This window comes from Bacteroides sp. HF-4919, assembly GCF_018860125.1.
Genome location: NZ_JAHKNF010000009.1, coordinates 121,190 through 146,661 on the forward strand (window position 1 = coordinate 121,190; position 25,472 = coordinate 146,661).

The window sequence follows — 25,472 nt, forward strand, 5'->3', positions numbered from 1 at the left end:
TGATAACAAGCAGATGCGGCAATATGTTTTTCGGCGGCTAATCATTCTTACGTCTGTTTTTTATTTATCTTTGCAGTAAACAGAATGAAGATTATGAGCATTGAATTAGGAAAATTCAACCAGCTTGAGGTAGTCAAGCAGGTCGATTTCGGTATGTATCTGGATGGCGGAGAAGAGGGAGAAATCCTGTTGCCCACCCGCTATGTACCCGAAGATTGTAAGGTGGGAGACTGGTTGAACGTCTTCCTTTATCTGGATAATGAAGAACGGTTAATAGCCACTACATTGACACCTTTGGTACAAGTAGGGGAGTTTGCCTGTCTGGAAGTATCGTGGGTCAACCAGTTCGGAGCTTTTCTTAACTGGGGGTTGATGAAAGATTTGTTTGTTCCTTTCAGCGAGCAGAAGATGAAGATGCAGGTAGGGAATAAATACATCATCCATGCCCATATTGATGATGAAAGTTTCCGCATCGTAGCTTCAGCCAAGGTAGACCGCTATTTGTCCAAAGAGAAAGCTCCTTATCAGCCGGGCGAAGAGGTGAACATACTTATCTGGCAGAAGACGGACCTTGGGTTTAAGGCGATCATTGAGAATATGTACAGTGGTTTGCTGTATGATAGTGAGATCTTTCAGACCTTACATACGGGCGATACGCTGAAAGCATATATTAAGCAGGTACGCGAAGACGGCAAGATAGACCTGATTCTCCAGAAACCGGGTTTTGAGAAAGTTGATGATTTCTCAAAAACACTTTACCACTATATTGCAGACCACGGCGGACGGATCGGATTGAATGACAAGAGCCCCGCCGAAGAGATTTACGATGTTTTCGGTGTCAGTAAGAAGACATTCAAGAAAGCCGTTGGCGACTTATATAAGAAACGTCTGATCCTGCTCCACGAAGACGGAATCGAGTTGGTTCGTCCCTAAACTGAATAGGGAAAACCCTACGTATGAATAGACAGAATCATTAGGGTGGGGAGTTTCCTCACCCTATTTTTGTGATATTAAAAACAATAAAAACTAAACGATATGCGAAAAGTAATCATAACCCTTTGTTTCTTGTTCGCTGCATTTATGGCACAAGCCGGAAGAATCAGCGGAATAAATATCCAGAGTGCAGGTGAGGCGATTCTTGTCTTTATGGATGGCGAACAGATATGCACGCCGACAGAGACTTGCTTCATAGCCAACTATTCGGGCAGACACCGCATAGAGGTATATGCCGCGCGCTATATCCCGCGCACCGGACAGAGTGTAAAAGGAGATTTGTTGTTTCAGGAATGGGTGTCAAATCCCGGTATGAACATACGGGATATCCGGGTAGGTAGAGAGGGGCGTCCCGGATACGGATATGATGTGGTGATGAACCGTGCAGAGTTCGACCGCTTTCTGAGAACAGTGAAAGATAAGCCTTTCGATTCTGACCGCAATAAACTGATCGAGACTACGCTTGTCTCTACCGGCTTTACTTCCGATCAATGCCTCCAGTTGGTTAAATTGTTCAGTTTCGACAGTGAAAAAATAAAGCTGATGCAGGCCATGTATCCGCGGATTGTTGATAAACCGAATTTTTATCTGGTTATTGAGAGTCTGACCTTTCAGTCCGATAAAAATAAGATGAACGAATTTGTGAGAAAATACCATAGTCAACGTAACTAAAACCTATATAAATTATGAAAAAGATACATGTTTCAGCAATACTACTCTTGCTCGTTGTCATGAGTAGTTGTGCCAGCCTGTTGGCAGATTTCAGGAACAGCCAACTGATGGGTATTCAGAAAGGAATGACGCAACAAGAGGTGAAAACCATTCTTGGAGAACCGAACTACAGACGCTTTGATGGTGGCATGGAAGAGTGGGAATATCGCGGGTACCTTTCCAAAGCAGGGCCTTCGGTGATTTGCGTTAACTTTATAGACAACCGTGTCATAGGGCTGGATTCGTTCAAGGACGGTGCACCCACTGTTCCTCCCGCTCCATCTTTCTCTTTAGGTATTGGCGGTACAGTTTCCGCTTCGGAAGTGGGGCATTCCTATAGCTACAGGGCAATGAGAAATGATGAATTTGCCCGCTTCCTGAATGATGCAAAGAGTAAAACATTCGACTCGGACAGGACGGACTTTATCGAAAAAGCAGCGAGTTCTACCGGGTTTACTTCAGAGCAATGCCGTAGACTGATAAAACTTTATAGCTTTGATGATGACCGCACTAAGGTGCTGAAGATACTTTACCCGAGTGTAGTGGATAAAGATAACTTCTCCATAGCAGTAGATGAACTGGACTTCCTGTCGAATCAAAGTACTGTGAAGGATTTTGTGAAGAATTATAATAGAACTAAATAGACTTGAGATATGAAGAAACGAGTACTGATATTCTTTCTGGCCATCGGAATCACTGCTGTAAGTAGTGTGAGCATGGCTGCCATGAGTAATAGCCGCATTCGTAAGGAGACTCGTTTCCTTACCGACAAGATGGCCTATGAATTGAACCTGAGTACGGGACAATATAATGATGTATACGAAATCAATTATGATTTTGTTTACTCCATCCGTTATCTGATGGACGATGTGATGCGGGGAGAAGAGTGGGCGCTCGATAAATACTATCGCACGTTGGATATTCGTAACGATGACTTACGATGGGTGCTGACTGCTTCACAATATCGGCGTTTTATAGGGGTAGATTATTTCTATCGCCCGATTTACGCCAATGGCGGAGGCTGGAGCTTCCGGGTCTATATCCGGTATACAAACCATAACCACTTCTATTTCGGAAAGCCTTACCACTATAGCAGTTATTGCGGCGGACACTATCGTACGCACTATCACAACAGCTATTATCGCGGACGTTACCGGCATGATTTCTATTCCGGTTCCCACAGCATAAGAGATCACCGGAATTATAACACGCACCGTCGTTCCGATTTCGGTACGGTAGCTATACGTCCTAATTCGGCACGGAGAGATGATGTGCGGAGGAATGATGTGCGGAGGGAAAGTTCTGCCTCACGAGATAAAAACAGGGTGACTCCGAGGAGTTCAGCAACTCCCAATAGGGTGACTCCTGAACGTACGGATAGCAGACGCAGTAGTAGCCGGAGCCAGGAGAGGGTGAAGAGTAATAATGGCACCCGAAGTTCAGTCTCTGAGCGTTCTTCTTCAAGCAGACGCGGCAGTGGAAATTCTGCTTCAGGCAGTAGCCGTAGTTCTTCTTCCCGCTCGTCGGAAAGAGGGAGCCGGGATAAATAACGTCAGTTCGACGAATTTTATTTGTCTGCATTTCGATCTTCCATCTTCCACCTTCCACCTTTTTGCGTTTATTATTCTGATAATCAAAGAGATATCCGGGTGGAAGATCGCATTTTTCAGTCCTTTATCTTCCACCCGTATCTTCCATCTTCCACCTACTGTTTTAAGGCAAAAGTAAGGCGTAAAATGCTGGTCATCAGCCGAAAGATACGCCTTGCTTAAGCAAATACACCTCTTAAAGCATTTCGTTTTCCCTTGTTGTTTAACCGGAAATGGTGCAATCTGCATCCGGTTTCGGGCAGGCGTGCCCATGAGCCCGGGTACACGTGCCCATGAGTCCGTATACCTGGGCTTATAAGCCCAGGTATACGGGACGAGATAAAGATACCGACATGGATGATTAAATATTGATAATTAGATGATTAAATATGAAATAGAATAGAGAAACGATTCATGTGAACTGGTTAAATGAAAGAAAAAGAACCGCTGTCCTCCGGGGGGTAGAGTGGCAGCGGTTCGACGAGTTAACTGGTTTGGTGAGTCGGATTTAGATTTAAAGTCAATTATAAAAGAGAATTTATTATGAAAGATCAAAGTACTATAGCCCGTCTATAATGACAGGCGTTTTGTGATAATGGTTCTTTTTGCATATTTGATTGATCCGGGATATATATTTGGAAGTGGCATACGCCTGGCTTGGTGTACGTTTCAGGCACGAATATTTCACTTTATGAATTTCTAAAAGAAGTTCGGCTACAAAGACAATCATGTCTGCACGTTCTATATGGGAAGGTGAACAGAAACACTCTGAATATTCATAATCCCGCGTAGAGAGTGTATAATGCAGAATCTTTTTACCTCGCTGAAAAATAAAATCCAACCGATACCAACCGTTTGCGTTGGTTCTGCGCCGGTGGAAAGACAAGATTTTGATAGTAGATTGTTTGCCCATAGCTCAAACGTATATCGGGCAGGGAAAAATGAACGGCCCTGCTGACCCGCTGAACTATATCAATTTCGATGCGAAACAAAGAAATAACATATGCTAACCCATTACGGAATTAGACACGGGGGCAGAGCCGTCTTTATCCTGAAGCTACGGACATATACATGTAATACGCCCGTAGCCAGTTTAAAACAAAGAGATGTATCTCTTAGTTTCGCCAACAAAAAATTGATAATAGTTCACCACAAAGATGGTGATAATTTTTGAATTACCATAGCAAACGGCTAAAAAATGTACAATGAAACACTTTTTGCGGTGGAATTGTTTGCTGAATACCCTTTGTATAGGGGGACTTAACAAAGAAATAACGGTTCTGTGTCGGTAAATGCTCTCTTAGCAGATAAATCAGTTAGGATGGGGATGTGTCAAAAGCCTTTTCACCACATAGATTATCACAGATTAACAACTTTACTAATCAATGACTTAAAATTCACTCTGTGTCCTCTGTGGTGAGTTTCCCCCCTATTCTGCTTTTGGTATCTGATAAATTACTGTATGCTGTCTCTCTCCAAGTCTTTCCTTGCTTCGCCGGTCACATTTATCTCCGGGCGGATACTGTCCGCCGCCGCTTCGCTGATAACTCCCTTTTTTGCCAGTCGTTCGGCTATCAATCGATAATAGCCTTCCAGGTTTTCTTTCAGTTTCATGTCACCGGTGAACGAATTTCGGAAATGCTTGGGCTTCGGAATGATGGATGCCAGGAAGATGGACTCCTCGGCTGTCAGTTGAGACGGGCGTTTTTTAAAGTAGTAGGCAGCAGCCTCCTGTGCTCCGTAGACAAGCGGCCCCCATTCCACTATGTTCAGATATACTTCGTACATCCTGTCTTTGGAAGTGAGACGTTCCGTTTCTATCAGCCAGACGATCAGGGCTTCTTCCAGTTTCCGGGCTATGTTTTTGTTCCGGTTCAGGAATACGTTTTTTACCAGCTGCATGGTGATAGTACTTCCCCCACGGGCAAAACGTTTCACTTTCAGGTCTTGTATCAATGCTTCACGCATGGCATCGGGAAGAAAGCCCCGGTGATAGTAGAAAGCTCCGTCTTCACTTTGCATCACAGACATTTGCAATAGTGGAGAGATGCTGTCCAGTGGCGTGAAATGTTCCCAAGAGGGGCCTATGGGGAAAGTGCGTACCGGCTGTCCGTTTTCGTAAGCCGTATAGATAAACTCTTCCGACATTTTACCAAGGTCTGTGGCTCCGTATTTCACGATGCGGAAGTTTCTCTCTTTTAGTTCCGATTCCAGCTTCAGGCTGTCCGGTAGGGCAAAGTCCACATCCAGCAAGAAATGATAGGACAGTTCGCCGTCCGTCTTTATCCCTTCCAGATTGCTGAATAGTCCTTTGGGGAGTGAGCCGAAAAGTTCGTTTGCCGGAAACCAGGACTTGTTTAAAGCTGCTGTGAAGTGCCATTGGTGTTCTCTCTTCTCAGCTTTCAGATAAGGATGAAGCTGCATCTGGTTGAATTGCACCAAGGTTGTGCTGTCCAGTTCGGCGAACTCTTTACCCACAAGCACCCGGTAGGATATTTGTCCGCGGTCCAGATTGACTGTTTGAGGGGAAAGAGCTTTGTGATACACTTCAAGTCCGTTGACTGCTGCTTGTCCTGTCAGTATAATCTGACCGCTGTTTCCTTCCGATTCAGTCAGGCTATAGGTAAGGGTATCCAAGCGAATGTCCGCACCGAAACGGCGTTTGAGATAGGGGAGGGCGATTTTCTCTTTATGCTGTGCATAAAGTTCGGCTTTTAGCGTGTGGTGGCTTCGGTTTACCTCTCCACAGGTGGTCCAATGTTGGCTTACCGAATCTTCCTGTACTTCGATATCGGAGTTGAAATGGTTTTGCCGTATGCTTAATTGCGGGATGCGGATAGCTACGAAGTTACGGTCTTTCCGTTCGCTGACGTCGACTTGACGCAGTGTTCCGTTTTCGGGTAAGAAACCATAGAGCAGGTTCAGTATCCTGTTCACTCTGTGGGCATAGTCGGCTTGTGCCGAACCGGCCGGTACCTCCTGTTCCTTTTTCAGGAAGAGGAAGTCATAATTTGCTGTGCTGTCTGCTTTGATGAATGAAACTTTCAGCCGGTCGGCGGTTACGTTGCGTACTTCGATCTTTCCGCGTAGCAGTTTCCAGAAGCTGAGGCGCATGTTCAGGGCATGCAGGGTGAGGAGGGTGTCCCGCTTGTCAGGGACTACGGAAAGATTGCTCAGCTCGATTTCGTTCAGCCCTTTCATTCGCAAGGCATCGTAGCGGATGGATAATCCGTATTTTTGTTCGGTGCGCAGTATCCGCTTGCCAACCATTCGGCAGAGAATTCCGTTGCGTCCCCAATATAAACCTGTCAGAACAAGGATCAGGACACTTCCTGTAATGATGAGAGCGATGCTCCCTTTCGTACGATATTTTCCCATTATGATATGTAAACTACGGATTTATCGGCTGCAAAGTTATACAATTCCGGGAGGATGGATGATGCTCTTTCCGGAAAAATATTCTATCTTTGAGAAATCGATCATATGAGATACCGTGAAACAACTACGAACAGATAGACAGACTCTCAATGACTTAGGAGTGATGGAGAGTACGTACGGAGAGAAAACTCTTTTCTCGCTCTTTGACATGACGGAAAGTGACGGAGGAAAGAGGTGCTTGGAAGATTGGGTAACCCATCCCATATCCGATTGGCAGATGCTGCATGAAAGGCAGGAGGCAATCCGGTGTCCGGACTTCCCCGAAATACGTATTTGTCGGGAAGAGTTGGATTTTATAGAGTTTTATCTTAGTCAGGGAGACCGTCCGACAAGGGTTACTTATCTGGAATCTGTTTTATCACGTGCTTTCAGGGTGTTCAGAAGTACTCCCGAACGCTATATCATTCAGAGAGGAACAAAGTTGCTTGAAAATGTTTTGCTGGAACTGAAGATTTTTGCGGATCATGTGACCGAACTTTCTCCCCGGTTAATCCGCAGCATGGTAGCTACTGTCCTGGAGACTTATCAGGCTACGGAGTTGGGCAAAATGGTAGAATCCTGCGGACAGGAGGACGGTTTTTATCGGACTGACCGACTGGATTATATTTTCCGCTATCGGCGCAACCATACCATTGCTGATCTTCTTTCGATTGTATATCAATTGGATGCCATCCGTACCATGCACCGTACGGCTGTTGCGAAAGGATGGTGTTTTCCTACGTTTACGACCGATGGCAAATTTGTGCTTCGTGACTTTTACCATCCTCAGGTGAAAGATGCGGTGAAGAACGACTGGGATATGGAGAATGGGAATATCTGTATTTTTACAGGATCAAATATGGCCGGTAAATCCACGACCTTGAAAGCGATAGCGTCCGCCGTATGGCTGGCTCATGCCGGATTTCCGGTGCCTGCTTCTTCTATGGTCTGTCCGGTGTTTGATGGTATTTTTACTTCTATCAATCTTCCGGATTCGTTAAGGGATGGGCGCAGTCATTTTTATGCGGAAGTACTGCGGGTGAAAGAGGTGTTGCAACAGATTAATGAAGGTAACCATTGTTTTGTGCTGTTCGACGAATTGTTCAGGGGGACCAATGCACGGGATGCTTTTGAAGCATCGGTAGCCGTGACCGAAGTGCTCAGGGGGAAAATTCACAGCCGTTTCCTGATATCCACGCATATCATAGAACTGGCTCGGAGGCTGGATGGAGACGATTCTTGTTGCTTTTATTATCTGGAGTCTGCCATAATGGATGACGAACTGATATGTAATCATAAAGTGAAGCCGGGTATTTCGGAGTCCAGGGTCGGATACTGGATTGTGAAGAGAGAACTTGCCGGCTTCTGAAGATAATGTAAGTAGTCCGTAACCTTGACTTTCACTACAATTTGTCTTTATGGGCTGTCCACCCTCTTGTTTCTCACCGGTGAAGAAGGTATACCGGTTTGTCCGGTCCGATGGCATTCCTGAATCGGTTTTTGGTTCCATCGGTAACTTGTCCAGTCGCGTGTGCCGGCATGTCCGGTCCCTACTTTGGCGTTTTGCCATCAGGTTTTGGATAGTCATGCAACGCTTTTCGTAGATACCCGGAGTAGGATTGTCCTTGCCCGTTTTCTTCCACGATTTCATTCCGGAGGTTATACTTTCCGGACATTCCGTTTTTCTGATACCTGCTCATCGTGAACATATGATTTAGCAAACCAAAAATACTGCAAGGCATGAAAAAAAAGCAAAAGAGGATGAGCAAGGTATGTATTTTCTTTTTTTCTGAAATGAAATGTCCGCTAATGTAAGTGAAATGTCCATTGCTGAACATCTTGTGAATTTGTATATATACTGATAATTAGGTGGTTATTGGTTTGGCACATTACTTGTTCTGGGATAAACGGGTGAGTGATCCAGTCGTGACATAACTTACTCTTAGATTGTAATTTTGATTGATAAGGGGTGGAATGTGAATTTCGCCCTTTATTTTGTGTGGGTAACAGAGTAAAAAATAAGGGTGTGTTTTGTTAGTACCGCCTTCATATTGCTCATCGTAGTCCATAGCCCCTTTTGTACATCAATACAGAAAGACACTAAATTTTATAAAATCAAACCACTATATTCTCTTTTCGATCTATTTGCTAACCACTCCTTCCTCTAATAAAAAGCTTCTGTAGATTTTTGTGCATAAAAAAAGAATAAGAAAAGAGTATTTATGCAGAATTTGATCATTATGAGACTATATATGCAAAAAAAGACGAAAGAGATTATTAATTTCGTCTAAGTCTTTTGTTAATAACGTCTAAGTCTTTTATTAATAAAGTCGAAACAAATCATTAACTTCTTCCAAAGAGGTTATTAATAGTCTAAAATCAAAGCTATCTTTCACTTATTAGCTTCGGTTGGAGAGAGGTTCTCTAAGTAGCATTTCGAAGACAAACCACAAATTTTACTATCATATAAAGCAAAATGGAAGGATTTTTCTTTCTTCTAACAAAAAGTTAGCTCGGCAAGGCATCTTTTTGATCTGACGGGAGTCGGCCAAAATTCATTTTTCCTACCAAGCTCTGACTTAAATCGGAATATGCCCGCTTTAAACTGATAGAAAATACAAAAAGACATTTCTGACAAAAAGATATTGGAGAACATTCTGAAGTCCCTCCTTCACACAGACAAAAAGAGCTCCGGAAGTAATTCCGGAGCTCTCTGTTAAATAATCACTTTAAGAGGGCGCTTAGTCTCTCAAGTCTTTTAGTTCCCAAGCCAATGCACTGGCACCCAGCACAGCAGCATCGGAATCTTTCAACTCAGAAACAAGCAATTTAGCTTTACCTTTGTAAATATTCAGAAGGTTATCCTCCATGGCCTTCATAATCGGCTTCATAATGTAATCACCCGATTTTGCTAAACCACCGAACAAGATAATAGCTTCAGGGCTCGAGAAAGCAATGGCGTCTGCCAATGCTTCACCCAGAATATTACCTGTAAATTCGAAAATCTCCTGAGCCAGTTTATCTCCCTGTACAGCCGCATCGTATACGTCTTTCGATACAATGCTCTCAGCCGGGATATTACGCAACAAGCTGGCATCGGTACGTGCAGCGAGGAATTCGCGTGCAGTGCGTGCCACACCTGTAGCCGAGCAGTAAGTTTCCAGACAGCCTTTGCGTCCGCAACCACAGATACGTCCGTCACGACGAACAATCACGTGCCCGAGTTCGCCTGCAAAACCGTCATGACCGTAAACCACCTGTCCGTTGATAACGATACCACTACCGACACCTGTTCCCAGAGTAATCATGATAAAATCTTTCATGCCGCGGGCAGCTCCGTAAGTCATTTCGCCCACTGCGGCAGCATTCGCATCGTTTGTCAACGCAGTCGGTATACCCAGGCGTTCTTCGAACATAGAAGCCAACGGCAATACACCTTTCCAAGGCAAGTTAGGAGCAAATTCAATGGTTCCGGTATAATAGTTCCCATTAGGAGCGCCAATGCCGATACCCTTTATTTTATCCACCCCGCCATTTGCAATGATCAACGGCAGAAGATTTTTGCATACTTCATCTGCATATTCTTCTACTGTAGGATATACTTGAGTTTTCACTGCACCGCTTGCTATAATAGTTCCGCGCGCGTCAACAATTCCAAAGACAGTGTTTGTTCCGCCAATGTCAATACCCACCACATAGGGCTTCTCCATGCTTGAATTCATGATACTCTTATTTAAAGGGTTAGTTAATATTAAATGTTTATTGCACACAAATTACGTAAAGAAGATTGAGTCTACAAAATCTTTTTTTAAAAAAGTTCACTTTGTTTGCAACTTTTTGTATCAACTGTGCGTCTAATAGAACAAATCATAAGAAATTTGAAACTAAATAGATGAAACTGTGATACACTTAAAAGACATCAACAAAACCTACAACAACGGGGCCCCCCTCCATGTACTCAAAGGCATCAATCTCAATATCGAACGGGGGGAATTCGTTTCCATCATGGGCGCATCAGGTTCCGGCAAATCTACTTTACTTAATATATTAGGTATATTGGATAATTACGATGACGGAGAGTATTACCTCAACAACGTGTTAATTAAGAACCTGAGCGAAACTAAATCCGCCGAGTACCGAAACCGAATGATCGGTTTCATATTCCAGTCGTTCAACTTGATTTCGTTTAAAAATGCAGTAGAAAACGTTGCACTGCCTCTGTTTTATCAGGGGGTGAGCCGGAAAAAGCGCAATGCTATGGCTATGGAGTATCTCGACAAGCTGGGACTCAAGGATTGGGCGCATCACATGCCCAATGAAATGAGCGGCGGTCAAAAACAGCGTGTAGCCATTGCCCGTGCCCTGATTACACAGCCTCAGATTATTCTGGCGGACGAACCGACCGGTGCATTAGACAGTAAGACTTCTGTAGAGGTGATGCAAATCCTGAAGGACCTGCACAAGACTGGAATGACCATTGTCGTAGTCACCCACGAAAGTGGAGTTGCCAATCAGACCGATAAAATTATCCATATCAAAGATGGTATAATCGAACGGATTGAAGAGAACTTGAATCATGATGCCTCACCATTCGGCAAGGATGGATACATGAAATAAAAACAAATACAGATATGATTGATATTTGGCAAGAAATATATGGTACCATCAAACGGAACAAACTTCGTACGTTCCTGACCGGATTTGCTGTAGCATGGGGCATCTTCATGCTAATAGTGCTGTTGGGAGCTGGAAACGGATTGATCCATGCTTTTGAGAAGTCATCATCGTCACGGGCGCTGAATTCCATAAAAATATATCCGGGATGGACAGGAAAACCTTACGACGGATTAAAAGAAGGACGACGCATCCAGTTGGACAATAAGGACTTGGATGCCACCATGGAGCACTTCAGTGACAATATTATCAGTGTGGGTGCCAGTCAATGGCAAAGTAATGTAAACCTGAGTTACGGACAGGAGTATGTTAATCTTTCACTGGAAGGTGTATATCCGAACTTTACCGAAGTGGAATCCGTAAAATCGACAGATGGACGGTTCATCAATGACATTGACCTCAAAGAACGACGGAAAGTGATTGTACTGCATACAAAAACGGCTGAAATCCTTTTCGGAAAAAGCAAAACAGAACCTATCGGAAAGTTTGTGAATGCCGGTGGAGTCTCTTATCAGGTAGTGGGGCTTTACACCGATCCGGGCGATCAGGGAAGCAGCGAGGCTTATATTCCCTTCTCCACCCTACAGGTAATTTACAATAAAGGTGATAAACTGAATAACCTGACTTTCACAACCAAAGGACTCGCCACTATGGAGTCGAACGAAGCATTTGAGGCAGCCTATCGTAAAATAATGGGAGCCAAACACCGTTTCGACCCATCGGACAACAGCGCACTGTGGATATGGAACCGCTTTACCAACTATCTTCAATCGCAAAACGCTATGGGTATCCTGCGCACAGCTATCTGGGTGATCGGTATCTTCACCTTGCTGAGTGGCATTGTAGGTGTATCGAACATCATGCTGATTACAGTAAAAGAAAGGACACGTGAATTCGGTATCCGCAAGGCATTGGGCGCTAAGCCATTATCCATTTTGTGGCTGATCATCGTGGAGAGTGTGACCATCACAACACTGTTCGGATACATTGGAATGGTAGCCGGAATCGCAGCTACCGAATGGATGAATAATGTGGCCGGAGAACAAACCGTAGATGTAGGAATGTTTTCGGAAACCGTATTCCTGAATCCGACGGTGGACATCAGCATTGCGATACAAGCCACCCTGACTTTGGTTGTTGCGGGAACGCTGGCTGGCTTTTTCCCGGCCAAGAAAGCAGTGAGTATCAGACCTATTGAAGCACTTAGAGCAGATTGATTATGAGAGTAGATATGGATACGTGCGAGGAAATCCTCGTCACGATAACAAGAAACAAAACAAGAAGCCTGCTGACGGCATTCGGAGTATTCTGGGGTATCTTCATGCTGATAGCCCTGATGGGGGGCGGACAAGGGATGCAGGATATGATGCAAGCTGAGTTCGAAGGCTTTGCCACCAACTCAGGATTTATGGCCTCGCAGAAAACCGGAGAGGCTTACAAAGGATTCCGTAAAGGACGCTATTGGGATATTGAAAACTCAGATGTGGAAGAAATCCGTGAGAAAGTAAAAGATATCGATGTAATTACTCCGTCGATAGCCCGCTGGGGCTCGACAGCCATTTTCGGAGAGAAGAAATACGACTGCAGTGTGAAAGGACTCTATCCGGACTACGCCAAGATTGAAAATCAAGATATGGCTTACGGAAGGTTTATTAATGATGTAGACGTACGTGAAGGACGTAAAGTCTGCGTGATCGGCAAACGTGTTTACGAAAGCCTTTTCAATCCGGGCGAAGACCCTTGTGGCAAATACGTACGAGTAGACGGAATTTACTACCAAGTGATAGGCATGTGTGTATCCGAAGGAAACATGAATATCCAAGGGCGGGCTTCTGAAGCCGTTGTATTACCTTTCAGCACAATGCAACAAGCCTACAATATGGGAAAACGTATCGACGTGATATGTTATACCGTGAAACCCGGGAAAAAAGTGAGCGATCTCGAACCGGAAATAGAAGCTATCCTTAAAAAAGCACATTATATATCGCCGGATGATAAACAGGCGGTTATGAAACTGAATGCGGAAGCCATGTTCTCGATGATGGATAATCTGTTTACCGGTATCCATGTATTGATCTGGATGGTAGGGCTGGGTACTCTGTTGGCGGGTGCCATCGGTGTATCGAACATCATGATGGTGACGGTAAAGGAGCGAACTACCGAAATAGGCATACGACGCGCCATTGGCGCCCGTCCGAAAGATATTCTACAACAGATTTTATCGGAGAGTATGGTATTGACTACCATAGCAGGCATGGCAGGCATCTCTTTTGGTGTATTGATTTTACAATTAATGGAAATAGGTGTCAACTCCGGTAAAGACCATTATTCTCACTTCCAAGTGTCTTTTGGCATGGCCATCGGAACCTGCCTGTTACTGGTGACTCTGGGGCTACTCGCCGGACTGGCACCCGCTTACAGGGCAATGGCCATCCGACCCATAGAAGCTATCAGGGATGAATAAAATACAGTTCTTTCTTCACCTCCTACACAAAAAGGACGACAAGATAGTATCGATTAACAAAAAATACACACTCAAGAATAGAAAATAATAATTCAAAATATAAAACAAGATGAAAAAGTATCTGAAAATTACATTACTGGTAGTGGTAGCCGCCATCTTCATTGGGACATTCATTTTCCTGTACCAGAAATCAAAGCCTAAAACAACCGTATATGAAACCGTTATCCCGGAAGTTGCCGACCTGGAAAAGACCACAGTGGCCACCGGTAAAGTAGAACCGCGAGATGAAGTACTCATTAAACCGCAAATATCGGGTATCATATCCGAAGTATATAAAGAGGCCGGACAGACCATTAAGCAAGGTGAGGTAATCGCTAAAGTAAAAGTCATACCGGAACTGGGACAATTAAACTCAGCCGAAAGCCGTGTACGCGTGGCAGAAATCAGTGCGGCTCAAGCCGAAACCGACTTCGGACGCATCAAGAAACTCTATAATGATAAGCTAATCAGTAAAGAGGAGTTTGAAAAAAGCGAAGTAGAAATAAAGAAAGCACGGGAAGAACTGCAGACGGCAAAAGACGCGTTGGAGATTATCAAAGAGGGTATCACCAAAAACAGTGCTTCATTCAGCAGTACATTAATTCGTTCGACCATCGACGGATTGATTCTGGATGTACCGATCAAAGTAGGTAACTCGGTAATTATGAGTAATACATTTAATGATGGTACAACTATTGCCACAGTAGCTAATATGAACGATTTGATTTTCAAAGGTAAGATTGACGAAACAGAGGTGGGACGCATCCATGAAGGCATGCCGGTGAAACTTACTATCGGGGCCCTGCAAAATCTCACATTCGATGCCGAACTGGAATATATTTCTCCGAAAGGTGTAGAAGAGAACGGAGCCAATCAATTTGAAATTAAAGCGGCTGTTCATGCACCGGACTCTGTACAAATCCGTTCCGGATATTCTGCTAACGCAGAAATTGTGCTGCAGCGTGCCCGGAAAGTATTGGCAGTTCCCGAGGGGGTAATCGAATTCAGCGGTGACAGTACATTTGTATGGGTAATGACCGACAGCATACCTGAACAGAAGTTTGAACGCCGCCAGATTAAAACCGGTATGAGTGATGGTATCAAACTGGAAATCAAAGAAGGCCTGACCGGAAAAGAAAAAGTAAGAGCTTCGGAAAAGAAAGTCAAATAATCCTCTCGCATAATAGAGGGAAAATATGAACCACCAACAATGCATAATATGAGAAATAAAATATTAATCACCTTACTGATAATGACCGGCCTGTCCGCTTACACCGTACAGGCGCAGGAAGGATGGACTTTGCGCCAGTGTATCGATTATGCCATTGAGCATAACATCAATGTGCAACAAACGGCAAACTCGGCCGAACAGAGTAAAGTGGACGTAAATACCGCCAAATGGGCACGCCTGCCCAACCTTAGCGGTAGCGCTTCACAAAACTGGAGTTGGGGACGTACAGCATCACCGGTAGATAACACCTATAATGACATCAACAGCGGTAGTAGTAGCTTTAGCTTGGGTACGAATATTCCTTTATTCACCGGTCTGGAACTACCGAACCAGTATGCGCTTACCAAATTAAACCTGAAAGCAGCAATCGAAGACCTGAATAAAGCGAAAGAAGATTTGGCGATCAACGTCACCTCCGCTTATCTGCAAGTACTTTTTAATCAAGAGTTAAGTAAAGTGGCACAAAGCCAGGTGGGACTCAGCAAAGAACAGCTGAACCGCATCACACGCTTGCACGAAGTGGGAAAAGCTTCTCCCGCTGAAGTTGCCGAAGCCAAAGCGCGCGTTGCACAAGATGAGATGAGCGCCGTGCAGGCAGATAACAATTATCGGTTAGCTTTACTTGACTTAAGCCAATTGCTCGAACTTCCGACTCCGGAGAACTTCTCACTTGCCACACCGGATACGGAGTTGGAATTCTCTCCCCTTACTTCACCCGACGAAATCTATAACCAGGCCATGCTCTACAAACCGGGCATCAAAGCAGCTGAATATCGTCTTGAAGGTAGCGAAAAGAATGTCCGCATAGCAAAGAGCAGTTACTATCCGCAATTGTCCTTCTCTGCGGGATTAGGTACAAACTTCTATACAGTAAATGGTAGTGCCGGTTCAAGTTTTGGCAATCAAATGAAGAACAACCTGAATAAATATGCCGGATTCAGTCTGAACATACCTTTATTCAATCGTCTGGCCACCCGTAACCGCGTACGCACTGCACGCCTGCAACAAACCAATCTGGCATTGCAACTGGACAATACCAAGAAGGTGTTATACAAAGAAATCCAACAAGCATGGTATAATGCCATAGCTGCCGAAAGCAAGTTTAAGTCAAGTGAATCGGCCGTAGAGGCCAATCAGGAATCCTTCCGTCTGATGAGCGAGAAATTCGATAATGGAAAAGCCACCTCGGTTGAATACAATGAATCTAAGCTGAATCTCACCAAAGCATTGTCCGACCGGATTCAAGCCAAATATGACTATCTGTTCCGTACAAAGATTCTGGACTTCTACAAAGGACAACCCATTGAGTAAGAAAACTCACCATAGAGTAACACAGGGATGATTTTAAGTTATCGATTATTAGCGGTTTTATGCTACTCTGTGTTACTCCGTGGTGAAAAGACTTTTGATACTCTCCTATCCTGTCTGCTTTGCGCTTGCACGGCATTGGTTAGTTATGTGGGTAGTGTCGATTTTATGACTCCACAATTACCAGTACCGGATTAGCGTATTCTGTTAGTGTCTGCATTGCCACTGTATGAATGGTTGCGGCAAGGAAGGTAGGAATGATAATTGTGTTACGAAATAAAAAAGAGGAAATCTTGCCAGAAGATTCCCTCTTTTTTATTTCGAATCGAAAAGTAAGGCTGATTAGCCGTTAACTCTTTTTTCTTTGATTCTTGCTTTCTTACCAGTAAGAGCACGCAGGTAGTACAGTTTAGCGCGACGTACTTTACCAACCTTGTTCACTTCGATGCTGTCGATAGCCGGTGATTCGATTGGGAAAATTCTTTCTACGCCTACAGTTCCTGACATTTTACGTACAGTAAAACGTTTCTTTTCTCCGTGACCTGCAATTTTGATAACAACACCACGGTACAACTGTACACGTTCTTTGTTACCTTCGATAATACGATATGCTACTGTTACAGTGTCGCCTGCTTTGAAGCTCGGGTGCTGTTTTCCGGTAGCGAATGCTTCTTCTGCAATTTTAATTAAATCCATTGTTGTTTATTATTAAATTGTTTTATCGTTACAACGCAACATACCAGGCAACTCTCTCCTGACAGCGATTGCGCGAAAGCGGTGCAAAGTAACGAATTATTTGCCGGATAGCCAAATGTTTTTGTATATTTGTAGCATTATTAAGTACTTAAGGATATGAAACAAAATTACGCAAAGATTATTTCAGGAGTAATTCTGGCGGGGGTGCTGACATTTACTTCTTGTCAGTCGACGCACGAAATGGCAAAAGCCGATTATCGGGTTGCCAAGGTAGAAGGAAGGATGATTGACATTGACGCTAAATGGGATGCTCATCCCGATGCAGATGCCGTGGCAATATTAAAGCCTTACAAAGAGAAGATAGACAACATGATGTATGAGGTAATCGGCACCAGCGAGCAGAAGATGGACAAAGGTCATCCCGAAAGTCTGCTTTCCAATCTTGTTGCGGAAGTATTGCGCCAGGCTGCGGTGAAAGTACAGGATAAGCCGGCTGACATGGGATTGGTGAATATGGGCGGATTGCGTAATATTTTGCCTGCCGGGGATATTACGGTGGGAACGGTATATGAGATATTGCCATTCGAAAATTCACTTTGCGTAATGACGATGAAGGGAACACACCTGAAAGCATTGCTCACAAGTATTGCTTCGCTGAAGGGAGAAGGAGTGAGTGGTATCCGGATGGAAATCACTAAGGATGGAAAATTACTGAACGCTACAGTGGGCGGCCAGCCGATTGATGACAACAAACTTTATACGGTGGCGACCATTGATTATCTGGCTGACGGTAACGGAAGCATGGAAGCTTTCTTGCAAGCGGAGAAACGTGTATGTCCGGAAGGAGCAACATTACGCGGACTCTTTCTTGACTATGTGAGACAACAAACTGCTGCCGGAAAGAAGATAACTTCGGCACTGGATGGTAGAATCACCGTGAAGTAAAGGTATAATAGAATGTAAAATGATAAAATTCAGTGAATTATGATATCCCCAACCAATAATAAATATATTCTTAGTTTTATGGAAAAGAATTTTCTGGCTTTCTTTTTCATTTTCTTTTTTTCTTTTTCAGCATTTGCCCAACAGGATAAAAAACTGATCCTGTTGCAGACCAGTGATGTGCATAGCCGTTTGGAACCTATCAATCAGGAAGGTGACCGGAATTATGATAAGGGAGGATTTGTACGTCGCGCTACATTTGTGAAAGAGTTCCGTAAGGAACATCCTGATATGTTATTGTTCGATTGCGGAGACATATCACAGGGGACCCCTTATTATAATATGTTTCAGGGTGAGGTAGAAGTGAAGATGATGAACGAAATGAAATATGATGCCATGACTATTGGCAACCATGAATTTGATTTCGATCTGGATAATATGGCACGTTTGTTCCGGATGGCCGACTTTCCGGTGGTATGTGCCAACTACGATGTGAGTGCCACAGTGCTTAAAGACTTGGTGAAACCATATGTAATCATCGAGAGAGACGGAGTTAAGATTGGTGTTTTGGGATTGGGCTGCCAACTTGAAGGCATGGTTCAGGCCAATAAATGCGTGGGAGTCGTTTATAATGATCCTGTAGCTACGGCAAATGAAGTGGCTGCTGTCTTGAAAGAAAAAGAGGGTTGTGATGTGGTTGTTTGTCTTTCTCACTTGGGTGTGCAATATGATGAAAACCGGTTGATTCCTAAAACCCGTAATATAGATGTTGTTCTCGGAGGGCACTCGCATACCTTTATGAAAGGACCGAAGACTCTTCTTAATATGGATGGCAAAAATGTATCATTGATGCATACCGGTAAGAGCGGGATCTATGTAGGACAGATGGACTTGACACTTGAAAATAAGAAATAAGAGGGATTTTCCCTCTTGAAATACCCCCAAACAAACTATGCTAAAACAACTGCTAACCGCTGCGTTGCTGCTGGGTGCGGGTGCTCTTTGGGCTCAGCAAACAGCAGGACTCTTGCCTGTACAGGAAGATGTACATTGCAATGAATGGGTAGAGCAAACGCTCTCCCGCATGAAACTGAAGGATAAGGTCGGACAATTATTTGTTTATACCCTGGCTCCACGGACAGATAAAGATACTGAAAAATTAGTGGATAAACTGACCCGTAAGTTGAAAGTGGGTGCTTTCCTGTATTCCGAAGGAACGGTAGAAGGTCAGGCGAAATTGACCAACCGGGCACAAAGCCGGTCGAAAATTCCGTTAATGATTACTTTTGATGGTGAGTGGGGACTATCTATGCGATTGGAGAATACGCCTGTGTTTCCGCGTAATGCGGCATTGGGTTGCATCAGTGATAATGCACTGATTGAAGCCTACGGGCAGGAAGTGGCACGTGAATTCCGGGAGATGGGTGTACATGTTAATTTTGCTCCGGATGCGGATGTCAATACCAATCCTGACAATCCGGTGATCCATGTGCGTTCGTTTGGTGAAAACCCGGAAGCGGTGGCTGAGAAAGTGATAGCTTATGGGCGTGGATTGGAGAGTGGTGGTATCTTGTCTGTTTCCAAACATTTTCCCGGACATGGTGATACGGACGTAGACTCTCACAAGGCGCTGCCTGCGGTTTATTACAATCGGGCACGTCTGGACAGTGTGGAACTATATCCTTTTAAAGAGGCCATTCGGGCTGGTTTAGGTGGTATTATGGTAGGGCATTTGCAGGTTCCGGCTCTGGAACCTGATCGTATAACTCCTTCTTCATTGTCGCGTAGCATTGTGACAGATGTGCTGCGAGGAGAGCTGGGATTCAATGGCTTGGTCTTTACTGATGCGCTTGCCATGAAAGGAGTAGCAAGCGAACCGGATGTGACGGTGAAGGCTCTGAAGGCGGGCAATGATATGGTATTGGTGCAACAAAATATAGAGAAAGCACAGCAGGATGTTCTGCAAGCCATTAAGGAAGGACGGCTCAGTATGGAAGAAGTAAATGCAAAATGCCGCAGGATCTTAACTTATAAGTACCGTTTGGGATTAAATAAGCGTCCTGTGATTTCAGTAGATGGGTTGAGTGATCGTATCAACACTCCTGAGGCACGGGCTTTACTGACAAAACTCCGCACGTCAGCAGTGACCGTACTGGGGAACTATTTCCGGATTCTACCTCTTGTTACTAAAGATGAAATAGCTGTATTGACGGTAGGTGGTGAAGGTAGTGATGCTTTGTTCATTGAAGAGTTACGCACCAGACTGTCATTGAAAACATTCCGAATGGATAAAGATACGGGAGAGGAAGAACGCAAACGGATAGCGAAAGAACTTGGAAAACATCGGAGGGTCATTGTGAGTATGACGATAAAAGATAAAGAAGCGGAAGAATATCGTCCGTTCTTTACAGACCTCAATCTCCAGGCTCCTGTGGTTTATGCTTTCTTTACTTCGTACCGGACCCTGGTGACACTTGAAGAGGCTGTTGCCCGTTCGGCTGCTGTTGTACTGGCACATTCCGATGAAGCGGATTTGCAACGTTATGTAGCGGATGTGGTATTGGGTAAAGCTTCGGCGACAGGACGCTTGTCTATGCGTATCGGAGAGACCTTTGCTGCCGGTTCAGGTGTAGATATAGTGCCCGGCATGACTGCCGGTACGGCTCCTGAAGATTATGGATTGAAATCGTACCGGCTTCATCGTATAGACTCTGTGGTATCTGCCGGATTGGCTGCCAAAGCATTTCCCGGGTGTCAGGTACTGGTATTGCGACATGGACAGCCTGTTTATGATAAATGCTTCGGCATTCATTCCGATACGGATAGTACCCCGGTATGTCCGACCGATCTTTTTGACCTCGCCTCTTTGACCAAGACAAGCGCTACACTATTGGCTGTGATGAAACTTTATGATCAGGGACAGTTGAAATTGACTGATCCTGCTTCTAAATATTTGCCTGCTTTACGGAATACGAACAAAAAGAATATTACCATCCGGGAGTTATTGTTGCATGAATCCGGCTTGGTTCCCTATATCCGTTTTTATCGCAACGCAATCGATGAATATTCAGTAACCGGTCCTTTTACACAAGGATTTGTGGATGAATGGCATCATACCCGTATGGGGGAATATACTTATGCCTGTTCGGATTTCAAGTTCAGGAGGGGACTCGTCTCTGCAACAAAAACGCCGGAACATACGTTGAAAATAGCCGATGGAATGTGGCTGCACAGAAAGTTTAAAGCCGCAATGATGAAGAGTATTGTTCAGTCGGAACTGGATCGTAAACGTTTTGTGTATAGTGATATCGGCTTTATTCTGTTACAGCAGGTGGTAGAATCCATAACCGGTCAAACGCTCGATGCTTATTTGACTGCTGAGTTTTATCGACCTATGGGGTTAGAACGTACGTTATTCCAACCGTTAAACTGTTATAAGAAAACAGAAGTAATGCCGACTGCTACCAATGATTATTTGCGTCGGCAGAACCTTTGCGGATATGTGCATGATGAAGCGGCTGCCTTTATGGGAGGCGTGAGTGGCAATGCCGGACTGTTCTCAACAGCCCATGAGTTGGGAAAAATCTATCAGATGATTCTTAATGAAGGCGAACTGGACGGGAAGCGTTATCTCAGATCGGAAACCTGCCGTACATTTACTATGGGAAAATCTGCTGTCAGCCATCGTGGATTAGGATATGACAAGCCTAACTTGAATGATCCGAAAGCAAATGCTTGTGCACCTTCGGCACCGGCCTCTGTATACGGACATACCGGATTTACCGGTACTTGTGCTTGGGTGGATCCGGAGAATGACTTGGTTTATATCTTTCTGAGTAACCGTCTCTGTCCCGATTCCTGGAATGGAAAGTTGAATAGCATGAAGATTAGGCAAGGGATACAGGAAGTGATTTATCAGTCATTATATACAACAGAATAGCTAATGGCTTTTTACAATATAGAATGAAAAGAAGATATTTATTTGCTGGTTTAGTCGTATCAGCGTTTTTTGTGGTAGGGGCGAAGACTCCTACTTTAAAAGATACTCCTATTGGTGAGAACTTTCATGCTCCTCCCGGTGTATCTGCTCCTATAGAACCTTTATTGCTTTATCAGGCCTCTCAGGACGAAAAATGCCGTCACTGGGTCGATTCTGTTTACAAGCGGATGAGTTTGAAAGAAAAGGTTGGCCAATTGTTCATTTATACCATTGCACCTGTGCAGACCAAACGGAATATGCAGTTGTTGCGTGATGCCGTTCATACCTATAAAGTCGGTGGATTACTCTTTTCCGGTGGAAAGATACAGAATCAAGCTACACTGACCAACGAAGCGCAACGGATGGCACGCTGTCCGTTGCTGATAACCTTCGATGGTGAGTGGGGACTTTCCATGCGTTTGCGCGGTACTCCTGTTTTCCCGAGAAATATGGTATTAGGATGTATTCAGGATAATCGGCTGATCTATGAGTATGGACGGGAAATGGCTCGCCAGTGTCGTGAACTGGGAGTACAAGTGAATTTTGCTCCGGTGGCTGACGTAAATATCAATCCGGATAATCCGGTTATCAACACCCGTTCGTTCGGTGAAGGTCCGATGCAGGTAGCCGACAAGGTGATTGCTTATGCTTCGGGGCTGGAGAGTGGAAAAGTCCTTTCGGTTTGCAAGCATTTCCCGGGACATGGTGATACGGACGTGGACTCACACAAAGCATTGCCCGTATTGCCTTTTACACGTGAACGTCTGGACAGTGTAGAACTATATCCGTTTAAAGAGGCTATCCGTGCCGGAGTCAGTGGTATGATGGTGGGGCACTTACAGGTTCCTGTAATCGAACCAATCGGTGGATTGCCCTCATCTTTATCGCGCAATGTGGTTTATGGTTTGCTGACCGAGGAATTGGCTTTTAAGGGACTTATTTTTACGGATGCGCTTGCTATGAAAGGGGTTTCCGGTAATCAGAGTGTCTGTCTGCAAGCCTTGAAAGCCGGAAATGATATGGTATTGGCTCCCCGCAGGCTAAAGGAAGAGATAGATGCTGTATTGGCAGCGGTGGAAAAAGGAGAACTTCCGGAAGAGGAAATTGATGCAAAATGTCGGAAAATACTCACTTATAAATACATTTTAGGTCTAAAGGATAAACCTTTTGTGAGACTATCGGGGTTGGGGTCTCGTATTAATACGCCTCAAACACGTGATTTGATTCGCAGGCTAAATCTGGCTGCAATTACAGTGTTGAATAATAAAGGAGGCGTATTGCCTCTGCATCCCGACCTGAAAGAGGTAGCTATATTGAATGTCGGTGATGGCGGGAAAACAGAACCTTTTGACCGCGAAATAAAGAAGTATATTCCATTTACGCGTTTTCAATTGCGTAAAGATTTGCCGGAGGCCGAACAGCAGAAACTGCGTGATTCTCTTGCTGCTTATCGCCGCATTATTGTTACTGTTACCGAGCAACGCCTTGCTCCTTACCAATCATTTTTTGCCCGGTTTGCTCCGGAAGCTCCTGCAATTTATGTGTTCTATACTCCGGCTAAATCCATGTTGCAGATCCAGCGGGCTGTATCGGCGGCTGAGGCTGTGGTACTGGCTCATGCTCCTCATGATGATGTTCAGGAACGTGTGGCTGATATACTTTTTGGCAAAGCGACAGCAGACGGAAGGCTGTCTGCCAGTGTGGGTGGATTGTTTTCTGCCGGTTCGGGAGTGACGATCACGCCGCATACGCCTTTTCATTTTGTACCCGAAGAATATGGTCTGAAATCGGAAGTGCTAAGTCGCATCGATTCAATTGCTTTGGAAGGTATTAAAGAAGGAGCTTATCCCGGTTGCCAGATACTGGTAATGAAGGATGGTAAGGCTTTATATGACCGATGTTTCGGGCACCATACAGATAAGCATAGTGAAAAAGTGAAACCGACCGATCTTTATGATCTGGCTTCACTGTCAAAAACAACAGGTACATTGTTGGCTGTAATGAAGCTCTATGATAAAGGGTGCTTTAATCTGACTGATAAAGTGTCTGATTATCTGCCTTTCTTGCGTAAGACGAATAAGGAGAATCTGACCATTCGTGAACTACTCTTGCACCAATCGGGGTTACCTTCCGGATTAGTCTTCTATCAGGAAGCTATTGATAAGAAAAGTTATAAAGGTTCGTTGTTCAAGCAGTCAAAGGATGCTTTGCATACGGTACGGTTAGGTGCTCGTACTTGGGGAAATCCGAGGTTCCGGTTCAATAAAGGGATGGCAGCCGAGACGAAAAGCGGAGACTGTATCCTTCAGGTTTGCGATAATCTATGGTTGAATCAGTCGTTCAGGGAAGAGATGCAGAGAAAAATTGCAGAAGTACCGTTAAAGGATAAGAATTACCGTTACAGTGATATCGGATTTATCTTGTTGCAGATGCTTGCAGAAGAGTTAAGTGGTAAACCATTGGATGAATATCTGTGGCAGGAGTTCTACAAACCGATGGGGCTGGAGCGTACTGCATATCTACCGTTGCGTTATTTCGAAAAGAAAGAGATAGTACCTTCTGCTGTAGACCGTTTCCTCCGTAAGACCACTTTGCAAGGTTTTGTACACGATGAGTCGGCCGCATTTCAGGGAGGTATTTCAGGAAACGCCGGACTTTTTTCTACAGCTCGTGAGGTTGGCAAGGTCTATCAGATGTTACTTAATGGTGGTGAGCTGGATGGACGACGTTATTTAAGTAAAGAGACTTGTGCTTTGTTCACTACCGATAAATCTAAAATCAGCCGCCGTGGTTTGGGCTTTGATAAGCCGGATGTGGTGAATGAAAGTAAAAGTCCGTGTGCTGTTTCTGCTCCTGCTTCTGTATATGGGCATACCGGATTTACAGGAACCTGTGCCTGGGTAGATCCGGATAATGGTTTGGTTTATGTGTTTCTGAGCAATCGTACCTATCCCGATGCTTGGGTTAACAAATTATCTAAAATGGCAATACGGGAAAAAATTCAGGAAACCATTTATGAGGCGATGAAGTAGAATTAATCATTACATATGCCAGCGTATTATAAGTCAACTCTTGGTGAGGATGTACCTCGCTGAGATTTGATTTATAATGCTTTATGATTCATGATGTTTTGTGCTTTGATATTTTTATTTAGTACTATAACTCCACCGTGATAGCTTCTGACAAATGTGAATGGCATTCTTTTAATGTAAATAATTTAGCCTGAGATGGGTGTGGGATAGAGAAAAGTATTAAAATCAATAGTAAAAAGAGCATTCTCTTCTAAGTTCTATCAGAACTTTCCGAAAGGAGTTAGGGGAAATTGGGGAACATTTTCTCATAAGTATTAATATTTAATTGGTTTTGAGATAGCAATATAGGATCTGTTTGGAATCGGTTAAATATATGTTTGTTTACTATCCTAATCCT

Annotated in this window: 18 protein-coding genes; 14 read left to right on the top strand and 4 right to left on the bottom strand. The window is 44.2% G+C overall.

Annotated features, from left to right (window positions below):
- Positions 1-93 precede the first annotated feature (93 nt).
- The 4 genes from KO473_RS16030 (at position 94) to KO473_RS16045 (ending at position 3,254) form a co-directional block, all read left to right on the top strand.
- Entirely contained in the window at positions 94-933 is an 840-nt protein-coding gene (locus KO473_RS16030; protein ID WP_005823003.1) for a S1 RNA-binding domain-containing protein, read from the top strand.
- Positions 934-1,035: 102 nt separating this feature from the next.
- Positions 1,036-1,665, top strand: a complete 630-nt coding sequence (locus tag KO473_RS16035) for a DUF4476 domain-containing protein (RefSeq protein ID WP_005778861.1) — start codon at positions 1,036-1,038, stop codon at positions 1,663-1,665.
- A 14-nt stretch (positions 1,666-1,679) separates the two neighbouring features.
- Positions 1,680-2,348, top strand: a complete 669-nt coding sequence (locus KO473_RS16040; protein ID WP_005823008.1) for a DUF4476 domain-containing protein — start codon at positions 1,680-1,682, stop codon at positions 2,346-2,348.
- Positions 2,349-2,357: 9 nt separating this feature from the next.
- Positions 2,358-3,254, top strand: a complete 897-nt coding sequence (locus tag KO473_RS16045; RefSeq protein ID WP_005823011.1) for a hypothetical protein — start codon at positions 2,358-2,360, stop codon at positions 3,252-3,254.
- A gap of 598 nt (positions 3,255-3,852) precedes the next feature.
- On the opposite strand, the gene KO473_RS16050 is transcribed toward KO473_RS16045, so the two are convergent.
- Together KO473_RS16050 and KO473_RS16055 are read right to left on the bottom strand one after the other, a co-directional pair.
- On the bottom strand, positions 3,853-4,206 hold the full coding sequence (locus KO473_RS16050) for a hypothetical protein (RefSeq protein ID WP_032531754.1): 354 nt from the start codon (positions 4,204-4,206) through the stop codon (positions 3,853-3,855).
- A gap of 542 nt (positions 4,207-4,748) precedes the next feature.
- A complete protein-coding gene (locus KO473_RS16055; protein ID WP_005823016.1) occupies positions 4,749-6,671 on the bottom strand; it encodes a biosynthetic peptidoglycan transglycosylase in 1,923 nt (640 codons plus the stop codon).
- 163 nt (positions 6,672-6,834) lie between these two features.
- On the opposite strand from KO473_RS16055, the gene KO473_RS16060 reads away from it, so the two are divergent.
- A complete protein-coding gene (locus KO473_RS16060; protein WP_005823018.1) occupies positions 6,835-8,079 on the top strand; it encodes a MutS family DNA mismatch repair protein in 1,245 nt (414 codons plus the stop codon).
- A gap of 1,372 nt (positions 8,080-9,451) precedes the next feature.
- On the opposite strand, the gene KO473_RS16065 is transcribed toward KO473_RS16060, so the two are convergent.
- A complete protein-coding gene (locus KO473_RS16065) occupies positions 9,452-10,432 on the bottom strand; it encodes an ROK family protein (protein WP_005823022.1) in 981 nt (326 codons plus the stop codon).
- A 178-nt stretch (positions 10,433-10,610) separates the two neighbouring features.
- Between KO473_RS16065 and KO473_RS16070 the strand changes: the two genes are divergently transcribed.
- The 5 genes from KO473_RS16070 (at position 10,611) to KO473_RS16090 (ending at position 16,429) form a co-directional block, all read left to right on the top strand.
- Positions 10,611-11,327, top strand: coding sequence for an ABC transporter ATP-binding protein (locus KO473_RS16070; protein ID WP_005823025.1), 717 nt, complete (start codon positions 10,611-10,613; stop codon positions 11,325-11,327).
- Positions 11,328-11,341: 14 nt separating this feature from the next.
- On the top strand, positions 11,342-12,601 hold the full coding sequence (locus KO473_RS16075) for an ABC transporter permease (protein WP_005823027.1): 1,260 nt from the start codon (positions 11,342-11,344) through the stop codon (positions 12,599-12,601).
- A 2-nt stretch (positions 12,602-12,603) separates the two neighbouring features.
- Complete coding sequence (locus KO473_RS16080; RefSeq protein ID WP_005823029.1) at positions 12,604-13,848, top strand: ABC transporter permease; 1,245 nt, start codon at positions 12,604-12,606, stop codon at positions 13,846-13,848.
- Between the two features lie 109 nt (positions 13,849-13,957).
- Positions 13,958-15,058, top strand: coding sequence for an efflux RND transporter periplasmic adaptor subunit (locus KO473_RS16085; RefSeq protein ID WP_005823031.1), 1,101 nt, complete (start codon positions 13,958-13,960; stop codon positions 15,056-15,058).
- A gap of 48 nt (positions 15,059-15,106) precedes the next feature.
- Entirely contained in the window at positions 15,107-16,429 is a 1,323-nt protein-coding gene (locus tag KO473_RS16090) for a TolC family protein (RefSeq protein ID WP_032537736.1), read from the top strand.
- A 339-nt stretch (positions 16,430-16,768) separates the two neighbouring features.
- Here the strand turns inward: KO473_RS16090 and rplS are convergent, their stop codons facing one another.
- Positions 16,769-17,122: a 50S ribosomal protein L19 gene (gene rplS, locus KO473_RS16095; RefSeq protein ID WP_005778830.1), complete on the bottom strand. Its 354-nt coding sequence runs from the start codon at positions 17,120-17,122 to the stop codon at positions 16,769-16,771.
- Positions 17,123-17,278: 156 nt separating this feature from the next.
- Between rplS and KO473_RS16100 the strand changes: the two genes are divergently transcribed.
- The 4 genes from KO473_RS16100 to KO473_RS16115 are packed head-to-tail and all read left to right on the top strand — an operon-like array spanning position 17,279 to position 25,075.
- Positions 17,279-18,067 (top strand): 5'-nucleotidase C-terminal domain-containing protein, encoded by a 789-nt coding sequence (locus KO473_RS16100; protein ID WP_005778826.1) that lies wholly within the window; start codon positions 17,279-17,281, stop codon positions 18,065-18,067.
- Between the two features lie 39 nt (positions 18,068-18,106).
- A complete protein-coding gene (locus tag KO473_RS16105) occupies positions 18,107-18,979 on the top strand; it encodes a bifunctional UDP-sugar hydrolase/5'-nucleotidase (RefSeq protein ID WP_032541599.1) in 873 nt (290 codons plus the stop codon).
- A 37-nt stretch (positions 18,980-19,016) separates the two neighbouring features.
- On the top strand, positions 19,017-22,004 hold the full coding sequence (locus KO473_RS16110; RefSeq protein WP_122130397.1) for a glycoside hydrolase family 3 N-terminal domain-containing protein: 2,988 nt from the start codon (positions 19,017-19,019) through the stop codon (positions 22,002-22,004).
- A gap of 23 nt (positions 22,005-22,027) precedes the next feature.
- Positions 22,028-25,075, top strand: a complete 3,048-nt coding sequence (locus tag KO473_RS16115; protein ID WP_122130396.1) for a glycoside hydrolase family 3 N-terminal domain-containing protein — start codon at positions 22,028-22,030, stop codon at positions 25,073-25,075.
- The last annotated feature ends 397 nt before the right edge of the window (positions 25,076-25,472 follow it).

Excerpts from the sequence above, each read along its gene's own strand:
- KO473_RS16100 (WP_005778826.1), top strand. The coding sequence starts at position 17,279 with ATGAAACAAAATTACGCAAAGATTATTTCAGGAGTAATTCTGGCGGGG.
- KO473_RS16080 (WP_005823029.1), top strand. The coding sequence starts at position 12,604 with ATGAGAGTAGATATGGATACGTGCGAGGAAATCCTCGTCACGATAACA.
- KO473_RS16105 (WP_032541599.1), top strand. The coding sequence starts at position 18,107 with ATGATATCCCCAACCAATAATAAATATATTCTTAGTTTTATGGAAAAG.
- KO473_RS16065 (WP_005823022.1), bottom strand. The coding sequence starts at position 10,432 with ATGAATTCAAGCATGGAGAAGCCCTATGTGGTGGGTATTGACATTGGC.
- KO473_RS16090 (WP_032537736.1), top strand. The coding sequence starts at position 15,107 with ATGAGAAATAAAATATTAATCACCTTACTGATAATGACCGGCCTGTCC.
- KO473_RS16045 (WP_005823011.1), top strand. The coding sequence starts at position 2,358 with ATGAAGAAACGAGTACTGATATTCTTTCTGGCCATCGGAATCACTGCT.
- KO473_RS16035 (WP_005778861.1), top strand. The coding sequence starts at position 1,036 with ATGCGAAAAGTAATCATAACCCTTTGTTTCTTGTTCGCTGCATTTATG.
- KO473_RS16075 (WP_005823027.1), top strand. The coding sequence starts at position 11,342 with ATGATTGATATTTGGCAAGAAATATATGGTACCATCAAACGGAACAAA.
- KO473_RS16055 (WP_005823016.1), bottom strand. The coding sequence starts at position 6,671 with ATGGGAAAATATCGTACGAAAGGGAGCATCGCTCTCATCATTACAGGA.
- KO473_RS16030 (WP_005823003.1), top strand. The coding sequence starts at position 94 with ATGAGCATTGAATTAGGAAAATTCAACCAGCTTGAGGTAGTCAAGCAG.
- KO473_RS16085 (WP_005823031.1), top strand. The coding sequence starts at position 13,958 with ATGAAAAAGTATCTGAAAATTACATTACTGGTAGTGGTAGCCGCCATC.
- KO473_RS16050 (WP_032531754.1), bottom strand. The coding sequence starts at position 4,206 with ATGGGCAAACAATCTACTATCAAAATCTTGTCTTTCCACCGGCGCAGA.
- rplS (WP_005778830.1), bottom strand. The coding sequence starts at position 17,122 with ATGGATTTAATTAAAATTGCAGAAGAAGCATTCGCTACCGGAAAACAG.
- KO473_RS16060 (WP_005823018.1), top strand. The coding sequence starts at position 6,835 with ATGGAGAGTACGTACGGAGAGAAAACTCTTTTCTCGCTCTTTGACATG.
- KO473_RS16115 (WP_122130396.1), top strand. The coding sequence starts at position 22,028 with ATGAAAAGAAGATATTTATTTGCTGGTTTAGTCGTATCAGCGTTTTTT.
- KO473_RS16110 (WP_122130397.1), top strand. The coding sequence starts at position 19,017 with ATGCTAAAACAACTGCTAACCGCTGCGTTGCTGCTGGGTGCGGGTGCT.
- KO473_RS16040 (WP_005823008.1), top strand. The coding sequence starts at position 1,680 with ATGAAAAAGATACATGTTTCAGCAATACTACTCTTGCTCGTTGTCATG.